13 protein-coding genes are annotated in these 12,648 nt (G+C 56.1%); 12 read left to right on the top strand and 1 reads right to left on the bottom strand.

Features of this window, described 5'->3' with window-relative positions; genetic code table 11:
* Positions 1-289 precede the first annotated feature (289 nt).
* The 11 genes from D0C27_RS00670 to cysM all read left to right on the top strand — a co-directional run bounded on the left by D0C27_RS00670 (position 290) and on the right by cysM (position 10,475).
* A complete protein-coding gene (locus tag D0C27_RS00670) occupies positions 290-1,174 on the top strand; it encodes a prephenate dehydrogenase (protein ID WP_088450366.1) in 885 nt (294 codons plus the stop codon).
* A complete protein-coding gene (gene aroA / locus D0C27_RS00675) occupies positions 1,171-2,493 on the top strand; it encodes a 3-phosphoshikimate 1-carboxyvinyltransferase (protein ID WP_137430203.1) in 1,323 nt (440 codons plus the stop codon). Before D0C27_RS00670 ends, aroA begins: the two co-directional genes overlap by 4 nt.
* Positions 2,490-3,167, top strand: coding sequence for a (d)CMP kinase (gene cmk, locus D0C27_RS00680; RefSeq protein ID WP_137430204.1), 678 nt, complete (start codon positions 2,490-2,492; stop codon positions 3,165-3,167). Before aroA ends, cmk begins: the two co-directional genes overlap by 4 nt.
* Before the next feature lie 84 nt (positions 3,168-3,251).
* Positions 3,252-4,970 carry a 30S ribosomal protein S1 gene (rpsA, locus tag D0C27_RS00685; RefSeq protein WP_022983279.1) on the top strand — a complete coding sequence of 573 codons (1,719 nt, stop codon included), beginning with the start codon at positions 3,252-3,254 and terminating at the stop codon, positions 4,968-4,970.
* Between the two features lie 5 nt (positions 4,971-4,975).
* The gene (locus tag D0C27_RS00690; RefSeq protein WP_026482971.1) at positions 4,976-5,335 is read left to right on the top strand and encodes an integration host factor subunit beta; all 360 of its coding nucleotides are present in this window, start codon (positions 4,976-4,978) and stop codon (positions 5,333-5,335) included.
* 114 nt (positions 5,336-5,449) lie between these two features.
* A complete protein-coding gene (locus D0C27_RS00695) occupies positions 5,450-5,782 on the top strand; it encodes a lipopolysaccharide assembly protein LapA domain-containing protein (RefSeq protein ID WP_009456012.1) in 333 nt (110 codons plus the stop codon).
* A 16-nt stretch (positions 5,783-5,798) separates the two neighbouring features.
* Positions 5,799-7,046 (top strand): lipopolysaccharide assembly protein LapB, encoded by a 1,248-nt coding sequence (gene lapB / locus D0C27_RS00700; RefSeq protein WP_009456011.1) that lies wholly within the window; start codon positions 5,799-5,801, stop codon positions 7,044-7,046.
* Positions 7,043-7,972, top strand: coding sequence for a D-glycero-beta-D-manno-heptose-7-phosphate kinase (gene rfaE1 / locus D0C27_RS00705; RefSeq protein ID WP_083053345.1), 930 nt, complete (start codon positions 7,043-7,045; stop codon positions 7,970-7,972). Before lapB ends, rfaE1 begins: the two co-directional genes overlap by 4 nt.
* Positions 7,969-8,967, top strand: coding sequence for an ADP-glyceromanno-heptose 6-epimerase (rfaD, locus tag D0C27_RS00710; RefSeq protein ID WP_083053346.1), 999 nt, complete (start codon positions 7,969-7,971; stop codon positions 8,965-8,967). Before rfaE1 ends, rfaD begins: the two co-directional genes overlap by 4 nt.
* Before the next feature lie 116 nt (positions 8,968-9,083).
* Entirely contained in the window at positions 9,084-9,470 is a 387-nt protein-coding gene (locus tag D0C27_RS00715; RefSeq protein ID WP_115633863.1) for a ComEA family DNA-binding protein, read from the top strand.
* 99 nt (positions 9,471-9,569) lie between these two features.
* Complete coding sequence (gene cysM / locus D0C27_RS00720) at positions 9,570-10,475, top strand: cysteine synthase CysM (RefSeq protein ID WP_009456005.1); 906 nt, start codon at positions 9,570-9,572, stop codon at positions 10,473-10,475.
* On the opposite strand, the gene mltB is transcribed toward cysM, so the two are convergent.
* Positions 10,472-11,665 carry a lytic murein transglycosylase B gene (gene mltB, locus D0C27_RS00725; RefSeq protein WP_137430205.1) on the bottom strand — a complete coding sequence of 398 codons (1,194 nt, stop codon included), beginning with the start codon at positions 11,663-11,665 and terminating at the stop codon, positions 10,472-10,474. The genes cysM and mltB overlap by 4 nt on opposite strands.
* A gap of 11 nt (positions 11,666-11,676) precedes the next feature.
* On the opposite strand from mltB, the gene D0C27_RS00730 reads away from it, so the two are divergent.
* Positions 11,677-12,600, top strand: coding sequence for a histone deacetylase family protein (locus D0C27_RS00730; RefSeq protein WP_170978526.1), 924 nt, complete (start codon positions 11,677-11,679; stop codon positions 12,598-12,600).
* Positions 12,601-12,648 lie beyond the last annotated feature (48 nt).

Raw genomic sequence — 12,648 nt, forward strand, 5'->3', positions numbered from 1 at the left:
TGTGTGGGACATGCCTGTTCAGGACATGCCTTGTCAGGACGAGTGGCTCGCACAGGATCTGCTTGTTTCGGTCTGTCTTGCGCAGTTGCTTGGTGCGCTGTGTCATCAAGAACTGGCTAGACAAAATAGAGGCTTTGCGCGTTGCTTTAATCCTTTGATGGGGTTTACACAGCAGTCTGGCAAAGTCTGCATCAATATCCCGGTTTTGCTCGTGCTATTTCACGCAATACGCGCAGCATGGACGGCCTGAGAGGGAACGGAATTAATCATGATAGCGTCATCAGAAACTATGGCGCCGCCGCCCTTGGTTCCGGTGCTGGCGATCGTCGGAGTCGGTTTGATTGGCGGCTCTTTGGCTCTGGCGCTCAAGCGCTCCGGGGCGGTAGGAAAAGTGCTGGGCGTAGGTCGGCAGCTGAAAAGCTTGCGACGTGCCCAAGAACTGGGCCTGATCGACGAGGTCGCCACGCTTGAGCAAGCCGCGCAGCAAGCGGACCTGATTGTGTTGGCTACGCCTATCGGGGCCATGGCCTCGGTATTGAAAACCTTGCGACCCCATCTGCGTGACGACACCTTGATCAGCGACGCAGGTAGCACCAAGGTCGATGTGGTCAGTGTGGCGCGTGATGCGCTGGGTGATCGTATCAGCCAGTTTGTTCCCGGCCACCCCATCGCCGGTGCGGAGACCGTAGGTCCCGAAGCGGCGCGTGCTGATCTGTATGACGGTCGCAACGTCATCTTGACCCCCCTGGAAGAAAACAGTGCCAGCGCACGCGAGCGTTTGATTGCCGTGTGGGAGGCTTGCGGGGCGCGTGTCATGTTGATGGACCCGGCCACGCATGACGAAGTGCTGGCATCGGTCAGTCATGTGCCGCACTTTTTATCCTCGGTTTTTATGTGGCAGGTGGCCTCCAGTGCCAACTCGGATCAGCGCTTTGCCTTGGCAGGAACTGGCTTTCGGGACTTCACCCGCATTGCAGCCGGATCAGCCGAAGTGTGGCGCGACATTTTTCTGAGCAACCGCGAGGCTGTCTTGGGCCAATTGCAGGAAGTACGTCAGGCCCTGGATCAGGCCGAGCAGGCTTTGCAGGACCAGGATGGTCAGGCTTTATACGAATTTTTAGAGCGTGCTGCCTTGGCGCGCCGTTTTTGGGCAAGTAGGAGTGGTTTGCAATGAGCCAAAGCGACAGTCTTGTTTTGAACCCCGTCAGCCGCGCTAGCGGACAACTGCAATTGCCAGGGTCCAAGAGCATTTCCAATCGAGCCCTGTTGTTGGCCGCCTTGGCTCAAGGGCAAACACGCCTGGAAGGCTTGCTGCATTCGGACGATACCCGCGTCATGATGGCCGCTCTGCAGCAAATGGGCGTGGCTGTGCAGGACCTGGGGCAGGGCACGGTAGTGATCGACGGTGGGGCTCCTTTTGCGCATCGCGATGCGGATCTGTTTTTGGGTAATGCCGGTACGGCTTTCCGCTCCTTGACCGCCGCTTTGGGCTTGATGGGTGGTCGCTTCAACCTTAGCGGTATTGCCCGCATGCACGAGCGCCCCATTGGGGATCTGGTGGATGCGCTGCGCAGCCTGGGAGCTGAGGTGCAATATCTGGGGGCAGAGGGCTATCCTCCCTTGGCGATTGGTGAGTTGGCACAGGCTGATCAGCGTCGTGTGTCGGTGAAAGGCTCGGTATCCAGCCAGTTCCTGACAGCCTTGTTAATGGCCGCTCCCTTGTTGACTGCTCGTACGGGCCAGCCTTTGCGTATCGGGGTGGAAGGGGAGTTGATCTCTCAGCCTTATATTGAAATCACGCTGGCCATGATGGCGCGTTTCGGTGTGCAGGTGGAGCGCGACGGCTGGAGCAGCTTTACTGTCCCCGCCGATGCGGCTTATGTCAGCCCCGGCTTGTACGTGGTGGAGGGCGATGCCTCGTCCGCTTCGTATTTCATCGCTTTGGGAGCTATTGGCGGTGGCCCGCTACGTATTCAGGGCGTGGGTACAGAAAGTCTGCAAGGCGATATTCAGTTTGCGGATGTGGCCCAAGCCATGGGTGCTCGTATCGAGCGTCATGCCAATGAACTGATCGTTTCTGGTCAGTGCGTAGCCAAGGGCGACAAGCTCAAGGCCTTTGATCTGGATTTCAACCATATTCCTGACGCCGCCATGACGGCAGCTGCCATGGCCATGTTTGCTGATGGTCCTTGCACCTTGCGCAATATCGCCAGCTGGCGCGTGAAGGAGACAGACCGTATTGATGCCATGCAGGCCGAATTGCGCAAGCTGGGGGCAACAGTAGAATCCGGGCCGGACTGGCTGACTGTGCATCCTATTGCCGCCGATCAATGGCGTTCGGCCAGCATCGAAACGTATGATGACCACCGCATTGCCATGTGTTTTTCACTGGCCAGCTTTGGCCCGGTGCCGGTCACCATTCTGGATCCCGGCTGTGTCAGCAAGACGTTCCCCGAGTATTTTTCTGTTTTTGAACAATTGGTGCAGGCATGACAGAGCTGAGCATTCCCGTCATAACCATTGATGGCCCTACCGCTTCCGGTAAAGGGACGATTGCTTCCCTGGTCGCGCAGCGGCTGGGCTGGCATACGCTGGACAGCGGTGCCTTGTATCGCCTGACCGCCTTGTCCTGCCTGCGTCGCGGCGTGGATGTCCAGGACGAGGCCCAGGTCCAGCATGCGGCCCAGAGCCTGAACGTGCATTTTGACTACCCCCATATCTACATGGATGGCGATGACGTCAGCGACGCTATTCGTCAGGAAGAGGTAGGAAATCTGGCCTCTCAGGTGGCGGCCTTGCCTCTGGTGCGTGAGGCACTTTTGCAACGGCAGCGGGATTTTCGCGTTGCCCCCGGTTTGGTGGGCGATGGGCGCGATATGGGCACAGTTGTGTTCCCGGACGCACCTTTAAAGATATTTTTGCTGGCAGATGCGGAGGTGCGAGCCCAAAGACGCTGTAAACAGTTGAGCGAAAAGGGTATTTCTGCTAATCTTACGAGTCTTTTGGCGGACTTGCGTGCGCGCGACGAACGTGATCGTTCTCGAACTCATGCTCCGCTTGTGCCTGCGCCGGGTGCCCACATTGTGGATTCTTCCCAGCTCAGCATCCAGGAAGTTGTAAATAAGGTGCTCGACCTTTGGTCGGGCATTGCGGTCCCGACAGCCTAATCCCGTGCTGATCGGGCTTTGTTCACTCCACCGGGTTCTGCCTGGTGTGTTTTTTATGGCCATTTTGGCTAACGGATTGATTTAATGTCCACTAACCTTCACACAGACGCAACGGGCGGCGAAAGCTTTGCCGATTTGTTTGCAGAAAGCATTAAAAACCAAGACCTGAAAAGCGGCGAAGTTATCTCCGCCGAGGTTCTGCGTATTGACCACAACTACGTTCTGGTCAATGCTGGCCTGAAGTCCGAAGCACTGATCCCTCTGGAAGAGTTCCTGAACGATCAGGGCGAACTGGAAGTTCAAGCTGGTGACTTTGTTTCCGTGGCAATCGACGCCTTCGAAAACGGCTACGGTGACACCATTCTGTCCCGCGACCGCGCCAAGCGTCTGTCGGCCTGGTTGTCCCTCGAGCAAGCGCTTGAGTCCGGCGAACTGGTCAACGGTACCATCACTGGTAAGGTCAAGGGCGGTCTGACCGTCATGACCAACGGCATCCGCGCCTTCTTGCCCGGTTCGCTGGTTGATCTGCGTCCTGTCAAGGACACCACGCCATACGAAGGCAAGACCCTGGAATTCAAGGTCATCAAGCTCGATCGCAAGCGTAACAACGTCGTGTTGTCGCGTCGCGCTGTGCTGGAAGCCTCCATGGGCGAAGAGCGTCAGAAACTGCTGGAAACCCTGTCCGAAGGCGCTATCGTCAAAGGTATCGTCAAGAACATCACCGATTACGGTGCGTTCGTGGATCTGGGCGGCATCGACGGTCTGCTGCACATCACCGATATGGCATGGCGCCGTGTTCGTCACCCATCCGAAGTTCTGCAGGTGGGTCAGGAAATCGAAGCCAAGGTCCTCAAGTTCGATCAGGAAAAGAGCCGCGTCTCCCTGGGCGTCAAGCAGCTGGGCGAAGATCCATGGATCGGTCTGGCACGTCGCTACCCACAAAACACCCGTCTGTTCGGCAAGGTTACCAACCTGACCGACTACGGTGCATTTGTTGAAGTGGAAGACGGTATCGAAGGTCTGGTTCACGTATCCGAAATGGATTGGACCAACAAGAACGTTGACCCACGCAAGGTTGTGACCTTGGGTGAGGAAGTCGAAGTCATGGTTCTGGAAATCGACGAAGATCGTCGTCGTATCTCCTTGGGCATGAAGCAGTGCCGTGCCAACCCATGGGAAGATTTCGCCATCAACTTCAAGCGCGGCGACAAGGTTCGCGGTGGCATCAAGTCCATCACCGACTTCGGCGTGTTTGTTGGTCTGCCTGGCGGCATCGACGGTCTGGTTCACCTGTCCGACCTGTCCTGGTCCGAGACTGGCGAAGAAGCCGTTCGCAACTTCAAGAAGGGCGACGAAGTTGACGCCGTGGTTCTGGGCATCGACACCGACAAAGAGCGCATTTCCCTGGGTATCAAACAGCTGGAAGGCGATCCGTTCAACAACTTCGTAGCAACCTACGACAAGGGTGCTGTGGTTAGCGGCGTCGTCAAGTCCGTGGAAGCCAAGGGTGCTGTTGTAACTCTGTCGCTGGACGTTGAAGGCTACCTGCGCGCCTCCGAGATTTCCTCGGGCCGTGTTGAAGATGCCACGACGGCTCTGAAAGAAGGTCAGGAAATCGAAACCATGATCTTGAGCGTGGATCGCAAGACCCGTTCGATTCAGTTGTCCATCAAGGCTCGTGATACCGCCGAAACCGCTCAATCCATGGCCCGCCTGACCGAAGCCAGCGCTTCGTCCGGTACGACCAATCTGGGTGCTCTGCTGCGTGCCAAGCTGGACCAGCAGCAACGTGACGACGGTTAATCAGCGTGACAAAGTCTGAGCTGATCGCGTTGTTGGCCAGCCGCTATCCGCAGCTGGCTCTGCGCGATATGGATTTCGCCGTGAAAACGGTTTTGGATTCTATGACCCAGGCCCTGGCCAGCGGTCAACGGATCGAAATCCGAGGGTTTGGCAGCTTTTCGCTCTCTACCCGCTCGCCGCGGGTAGGGCGCAATCCCAAATCGGGTGAAAAAGTGATGGTGCCTGGTAAACAGGTGCCGCACTTCAAGGCCGGCAAGGAATTGCGCGAGCGAGTCGATTCTGTCTTTCTCGAGCAAGAGCAAATCGAAGCAGACGACCAGTCGTCTGCCTTCGAGCAGCTCAATGCGAGAGTCCGTCACGGTTAAGACCTACTTGCATACTGATTACACAGGCCCTTTTCAGGGCCTGTTTTGCGTGTGCGCTAAATTCCGCTTGCACGTACAATCAGACATTATAAAAACACTGTTGGAGCCCTAAAAATGCGCTATCTAGTCTGGGTACTGCGTCTGCTCGTTTTTGTGATCGTGCTGCTGTTCGCACTGAAAAACACGGAACCGGTGCAAGTCAGCTTTTTCGCCGAGCATATTATTCAAGACGTTCCGCTGATCGTCGTAATGCTGGCCGCGTTTATTTTAGGTTTGGTGTTGGGGCTGCTTTTGATGGTGGGCGCGGTGATGCGCCGCCGTCGCGAGGTCAACCGCTTGCGCCGCGAAATGGACCGTCTGCAAGACAGACTGGAGCAAGCGCAGCAATCGCCCGTGAATACGGCTGCTGTGGCGCCCGAGACCGTCGCCCCGCTGGCGCCTTTGTAAGTCCTTGGAGTAAACAGTGGATTTTGAAACCTGGTGGTTGGTTTTTGTACCAATTCTATTTGCCTTGGGCTGGGTCGCCGCGCGGGTGGATTTTCGACAGATGATGTCCGAAACTCGCACCTTGCCGGACTCCTATTTCAAGGGTTTGAACTTCCTGCTCAATGAAGAGCCGGATCGTGCCATTGACGCCTTTGTGGAAGTGGCCAAGCTGGACCCCGAAACCACCGAGCTGCACTTTGCACTGGGTAGCCTGTTTCGCCGTCGTGGTGAAATGGAGCGCGCCATCCGAGTGCATCAAAGTCTGCTGTCGCGCGCTGATTTGCCGGTTGCAGATCGTGAAAATGCCCAGTTTCAGATTGCCCAGGATTTCCTGAAAGCTGGCATGCTGGACCGGGCCGAGGCCGCTTTTGAAGCGGTGCGTGAAACGCGCTTTGCTATTCCGGCCATGCGCGCCTTGATCCGTATTTATGAGTCCGAGCACGATTGGCCGCGTGCCATTGAAGCGGTGCGCCGTTTGCGTGCCTTGGTCGATGAGCCTGTGCCGCAACTGGTGCATTACCAGTGTGAGCAGGCTGAAGGGGCGTTGCAAGGCAAGCAGCCTGATTTTGAACGTGCCGCCAAAGCTTTGGACGAGGCGGATAATGCCATTCGCAAGCTGGGCACGGGCCAAGGCATGTATGCTTCTCAGGCGCGGGTTGCCGGTTTGCGTGCTCGTGTGGCGCGTATGCAAGGCCAGAGCGAGCAGGAGCGGGCTTACCTGGTTTCCATTTTGAGCAGTGCGCCTGAATATGTGGGCCTGTACGCGACCGAGCTGCTGGACAGTTACCGCAAGCTGGGTCGGGGCGAAGAGGGCGTTGCCATGTTGCGCAGTCATTATCAGCAGCATCCCAGCCTGGATATTTTCAATGTGCTGTTCCGTGTTCTGCGCGAACAGGAAGGCCATTTGCAGGCTTGGGCGTTTGCCCGTGATGCCTTGCGTGCCCATCCTTCTTTATTGGGTCTGGACAAGATGCTGGAAGTTGAACTCCAGGATCAAGGGCAGGGCAAGGAAAGTACCGAAGGCGCGGAGGCTGTCGGTGTCGATCAGATTATTGCAGGTGCGGATTTAAGCCTGCTGCGTTCCTTGATACATCGTCACACCCAGCGTCTGGATCGTTATTCCTGCAGTTCTTGCGGTTTTGAGGCTCGCCATTTCTATTGGCAATGTCCCGGCTGCAACTCCTGGGAAACCTATGCACCTCGCCGCCTTGAGGAGCTGAAATGATGACCTTCCCTGGTGAGGCTGTTGCTGCCAGCCGTGTGCTGGTCGTGGGTGACGTCATGCTGGACCGTTACTGGTTTGGCGATGTGGATCGTATCTCTCCCGAAGCACCCGTTCCTGTGGTCAAGATGGGGCGGGTAGAGGACCGTCTGGGTGGTGCCGCCAACGTGGCACGCAATATTGCCGCTTTGGGTGCCCAGGCCAGTCTCTTGGGCGTGATTGGGCAGGACGAAGCGGGCAAGACCGTGCGTGAACTGGCTGAAGCGGACCATGTTCAGGCTCACTGGGTACAAGACCCGATCATGCCTACGTCGTTGAAGCTGCGCGTGCTGGGTCGCCAGCAACAATTGCTGCGCGTGGATTTTGAAGAAAGCCCGGCCAGCAGCGCTTTGGATCAGTTGCAGCAAAACATGAGCGACTTGCTGGATCAGCATCAGGTGCTGGTCTTGTCGGACTACGCGAAAGGCGCTTTGGCCCAGGTAGAAAGTTTGATTGCGTTGGCACGATCGAAGAACATTCCTGTTCTGGTCGATCCCAAAGGCAAAACCTACGAGCGCTATCAAGGGGCTACTATCCTGACGCCGAATCGTTCCGAAATGCAGGAAGCCGTGGGCGCCTGGAAAGATGAAGATGATTTGATGCGACGCGCTCAAGATTTGCGTCGCAAGCTGAATTTGGAATGCTTGCTGATTACCCGTTCCGAACAAGGGATGACCTTGTTCACCGAGCAGGGGCGTGAGCATGTGGATGCGCAGGCACAAGAGGTGTTCGATGTCTCGGGTGCCGGGGACACGGTATTGGCAACGCTGGCGGTGATGCGAGCGGCAGGTCTGGACTGGTTGCAGGCCATGCGCTGGGCGAACCGCGCGGGTGGTATCGTGGTCGGAAAATTGGGTACGTCCATTGTGACGGCAAAGGAATTGGCATGATCGTAGTGACCGGTGGCGCTGGCTTTATTGGCAGCAATTTGGTGAAAGGCCTGAACCAGCAGGGTGTGACTGACATTCTGGTGGTGGACGACCTGAGCGATGGCGACAAGTTCGTCAATCTGGTGCATGGCCAAATTGCCGACTATATGGACAAGGACGATTTCCGTGCCCGGTTGGCGCGCGACGAGTTCTCCAATATTGAAGCTGTGTTGCACCAGGGCGCATGTTCGGATACGACCGAGCGCAATGGTCAGTTCATGATGGACAACAACTACCGCGTGACGCTGGAAATCTTCGAGTACTGCCAGGCCAAGCGTATTCCTCTCTTGTATGCTTCGTCCGCCGCTGTTTACGGTGCGGGTCCCTTGTATGCCGAGGACCTCAGCAACGAAGCGCCGTTGAACGTCTACGGCTATTCCAAGTTTCTGTTCGACCAAGTGCTGCGTCGTCATCTGGATAGTCTGCGTGCGCCAGTGGTCGGCCTGCGTTACTTCAATGTCTATGGTCCACAAGAGCAGCACAAAGGTCGTATGGCCTCGGTGGCTTATCACAATATGCTGCAATACCGTCGCGACGGTCATGTGCTCTTGTTTGGTGGCTGGGATGGCTATGTGGATGGTGGTCAGCAACGTGACTTCGTCTTTATTGATGATGTCGTGTCGGTGAATCTGCATTTCCTGGGTCAGGACAAGCAGTCGGGCGTGTTCAACTGCGGTTCGGGACGTGCCCAGCCGTTCAATGATGTAGCCCAGACCGTCGTCAACACCTTGCGTGAGCATGATGGCTTGCCTACCCTGACATTGGAAGAGTTGGTGACGCAGCAGTTTCTGCAATACATCCCGTTTCCCGATGATCTGAAAGGCCGTTATCAAAGCCACACCCAGGCAGACCTGACACAGCTGCGTGCGGCTGGTTACGACAAGCCTTTCCACGATGTACAGACGGGTGTCGCTGAGTACGTACGCCGTCTGCTGCAGTCGGGGGCTCTGCGCTAAGCAGTAGGGCTTTAAAGTCCATGCGGGCTGCCACGCATGGCTAAATGCGGTCTCCGGCCCGCTTTTGCATTCACCCAGGCAGCACCATAAAGGCTTCTTTCCAAGGAGCCTTTATCATGTCTACCTCCCTGATTTTGTCCCCCGTTTCCCATCGCTGGTTGCACTCAATGCAAGGTTGGCGTGCGTCCGTTCTTCGCTTTCTGCTTGCCCTATGCTTATTGGGGCCCTGGAACTTGGCTGCCGCGGTGGATTTGAATACGGCTGATGCTCAACAATTGCAGCAAATTAAAGGTATAGGCCCCCGCACGGCCGAGTTGATTCTGGAGGAGCGCCAGCGGGGTGGCCCTTTCGACTCTTTGCAGGATTTGGCGGACCGGGTCAAAGGGATAGGCGCGAAAAAGATCGTTACGATGGAGCAGTCGGGCCTGAAAGTGGAGCCTGCCAAAGCCGCCAGCAAGGCGGTTTCCAATACGGTCGATGCGGATATAAGAAGAAAGCCGTAGCCCTGGGCGTAGACTCGCTTTAAGCTAGTAGTTTGTTTAGTCTGCATGGGCAGTCAGTGCGAGCTGGCTGCCTTCTTGCTCAAGGTAAGAGATTGATCGATGAAAAACTATCCCACCATTGAAGATACCGTTGGCCAAACCCCCTTGGTTCGCTTGCAGCGTATTCCAGGCGAGTTTGGGCAGGCACGCGGTAATGTCGTGTTGGCCAAGCTGGAAGGCAATAACCCTGCCGGTTCGGTGAAAGACCGTGCTGCCAGTTCCATGATTCAAGAGGCCGAGCGCCGCGGTGATATCAAGCCGGGAGACACCTTGATCGAGGCCACCAGTGGCAATACTGGTATTGCCTTAGCCATGATTGCGGCCGTGCGTGGCTACAAAATGATTTTGATCATGCCCGATAACCTGTCGCTGGAGCGTCGTGCTTCCATGACAGCCTATGGCGCGAAGTTGATTCTGACGCCTGCGGATCAAGGCGGTATGGAATATGCCCGTGATCTAGCATTGAAGATGCAGGCTGAAGGGCAGGGCAAGGTGCTGGATCAGTTTGCCAACAAGGATAATCCAGCGGCGCACGTGCATAGCACCGGCCCGGAAATCTGGCAGCAAACCGATGGTCAGGTCACTCACTTTGTCAGCGCCATGGGCACGACGGGCACCATCATGGGGGTGGGTAATTACTTGCGCAGCCAGAACAGCGGCATAGTGGTGGTGGGGGCTCAGCCTGCACCAGGGGCGCAAATTGCCGGCATTCGTAAATGGCCAGAAGAGTATCTGCCCAAAATTTACGATCCCTCCAAAGTGGATATGTTCGAGGAAATTGGCCAGCAAGAGGCCGAGATCATGACGCGCCGTATGGCCGCTGAAGAGGGGATCTGTGCCGGTATTTCGTCCGGCGGTGCCTTGGTGGCTGCCATGCGCGTTGCTCAGCGCGTAGAAAACGCCACGATCGTGTTCATTGTGTGCGACCGTGGCGACCGTTACCTGTCTACCGGCATCTTTAATTAATTAGGGTTGCCATAGCCCATTTGTTTGGCCAGTTCGGAAGCCAGATCGGCGACCGAGCTGGCATAAAAGTAACTGCGGTTGTAATGGGTAATGGCAAAGAAGTTGGGCGTGCCCAGGCGATACTCGGTGGTATTGCGTGGCTCGTCCACCAGGTTCACTACACCTAATTGAGCCTGCTGCCAGGGGCCTGCGTTCTGGCTCTGACCTTTCACCGTCGCACCGGCATTATTCAATTGTGCCCAACTAAGTTTGGGATAAATGCCGCCGTCCACCATCGCTTTACTTGCGTTACTCAATTCGACCGGAGCGAAAACCGGCAGGCCGGGTTCCCAGCCGTGTGCACGCAAGAAGTTGGCAATCGACGCCATGGCATCGGCTGGGTTATTGCGCAGATCAATACGGCCATCTCCATCGCCATCGACGGCATAGCGTATCAAGCTGCCGGGCATGAACTGGGACATACCCATAGCGCCTGCGAACGAGCCTTGAACAATACGTGCGTCCAGCTCGCCTTGATAATGCAATTCGATCAGGTCCGCTAATTGATCACGGAACAACTGACCACGCTCGGGACGGCTGTCATCCGGATAGGCAAAGCCCAGCGTAAACAAGGCATCCAGCACTTTGAAGTCGCCCATGATTTTGCCGTAGACGGTTTCCACGCCCAGGATGGCCACAATAATAGAGGGCGGTACACCATAGTCTTTGGAAATCTGGTCCAAGGCCAGGCGATGTTTTTGCCAGAACTGGACGCCACCTTGAATGCGGGCCGGGTCTACATTGCGTTTTTTATACGTTACCCAACTGCGCTTGATGCGCCCTTTGGTGGGGCGCATTAATTTGGCGGCGGTCTCGTTATATTGAGCTTGCTGCAACATATCGGTGACGACATCCAGTGGGATCTTGCGTACTGTCGCCACTTCCTGGGCGTAGCTCGCAATATCATCGTTTAATTCACCGTTTAATTTAAAAAATTGTGTCCGACCAGAGCGAGATTCACCGGCCTGAATGGACGCAGGTTCGGCCAAAGCCTTGATTGCGACGGTGCCGGTTTTTTTGGCCGAGGTCTGGAAAGCCGCGCCGCTGCTGGGTTTGGTGTCCGTGGACGGAGCTTGGGAAGTGGTTGTGGCGCAGCCGGCAGTGCTCAGCGCGATCAGTACTGCTTGCAAAATTCGAGTGGGTCTGAACATAATCCATCCTCATGGAGACACTATATTTTATCCATCCATCATGCCATTTGCATGAGATGGGCCGATGGCATCCGGAAAGTCCGCAGCGACTGGATGCCATAAACGATCAACTGCTATCAAGCGGTTTGGCATCCTATCTGGCTCAGCGACAGGCAAGGCTGGCGACGGATGAGGATATCTTGCGGGTACACGATGCCGCTTATGTGCAAAAGCTCAAAGAGCAATTGCCGCAGCAGGGGTATTTCAATATCGATCCGGACACCTTGATGAATCCGCACACTCTGGAAGCAGCCTATGCCGCTGCCGGAGCGGGCCTGGATGCAGTCGATGGCGTCATGGACGAAGGGGCGACGGGCGCATTTTGTGCGGTACGACCTCCCGGTCATCATGCCGAGCGGGCGCGGGCGATGGGGTTTTGTTTTTTTAACAATATCGCTGTGGCCGTGGCCTATGCGATGGAAAAATATGGCCTCAAGCGTGTGCTGATCGTGGATTTTGATGTGCATCACGGCAATGGAACCGAGCAGATTTTTGCCGGCGACGAGCGGGTTCTGATGTGCAGTTTCTTTCAGTCCCCGTTTTTTCCTGATTCCTTTCAGGACCCGGCGGCGCAAAACATGGTAAATATACCGGTTGAGGCCTACACCAAGTCTGCTCAGATTATCGATCTGTTCAAACAGGTTTGTTTGCCCCGCATAGAGGCGTTTGCCCCTGAAATTGTCTTCTTCTCGGCCGGCTTTGATGCCCACCGTGAAGATGAAATGGGACAGCTCAGCTTGGTTGAGGCCGATTATGCGGAATTGACCGCTATGGTGGTCCAGGCCAGTGCGCCTAGTGCCGGACAACGTCTGGTCAGTATGCTGGAAGGGGGGTACGATCCCTCGTCCCTGGGGCGCAGCGTGGTGGCTCACATCAAGGCCTTCGCCGGGCTTTAGGCGAGTGGCTTCGGGCTTTGGAATTCTTCTAAAGCCTTATTTCAACAG

The organism is Alcaligenes faecalis (genome assembly GCF_005311025.1).
Lineage (GTDB): Bacteria > Pseudomonadota > Gammaproteobacteria > Burkholderiales > Burkholderiaceae_B > Alcaligenes > Alcaligenes phenolicus.

Excerpts from the sequence above, each read along its gene's own strand:
- D0C27_RS00670 (WP_088450366.1), top strand. The coding sequence starts at position 290 with ATGGCGCCGCCGCCCTTGGTTCCGGTGCTGGCGATCGTCGGAGTCGGT.
- aroA (WP_137430203.1), top strand. The coding sequence starts at position 1,171 with ATGAGCCAAAGCGACAGTCTTGTTTTGAACCCCGTCAGCCGCGCTAGC.
- cmk (WP_137430204.1), top strand. The coding sequence starts at position 2,490 with ATGACAGAGCTGAGCATTCCCGTCATAACCATTGATGGCCCTACCGCT.
- rpsA (WP_022983279.1), top strand. The coding sequence starts at position 3,252 with ATGTCCACTAACCTTCACACAGACGCAACGGGCGGCGAAAGCTTTGCC.
- D0C27_RS00695 (WP_009456012.1), top strand. The coding sequence starts at position 5,450 with ATGCGCTATCTAGTCTGGGTACTGCGTCTGCTCGTTTTTGTGATCGTG.
- rfaE1 (WP_083053345.1), top strand. The coding sequence starts at position 7,043 with ATGATGACCTTCCCTGGTGAGGCTGTTGCTGCCAGCCGTGTGCTGGTC.
- rfaD (WP_083053346.1), top strand. The coding sequence starts at position 7,969 with ATGATCGTAGTGACCGGTGGCGCTGGCTTTATTGGCAGCAATTTGGTG.
- D0C27_RS00715 (WP_115633863.1), top strand. The coding sequence starts at position 9,084 with ATGTCTACCTCCCTGATTTTGTCCCCCGTTTCCCATCGCTGGTTGCAC.
- cysM (WP_009456005.1), top strand. The coding sequence starts at position 9,570 with ATGAAAAACTATCCCACCATTGAAGATACCGTTGGCCAAACCCCCTTG.
- mltB (WP_137430205.1), bottom strand. The coding sequence starts at position 11,665 with ATGTTCAGACCCACTCGAATTTTGCAAGCAGTACTGATCGCGCTGAGC.
- D0C27_RS00730 (WP_170978526.1), top strand. The coding sequence starts at position 11,677 with ATGGAGACACTATATTTTATCCATCCATCATGCCATTTGCATGAGATG.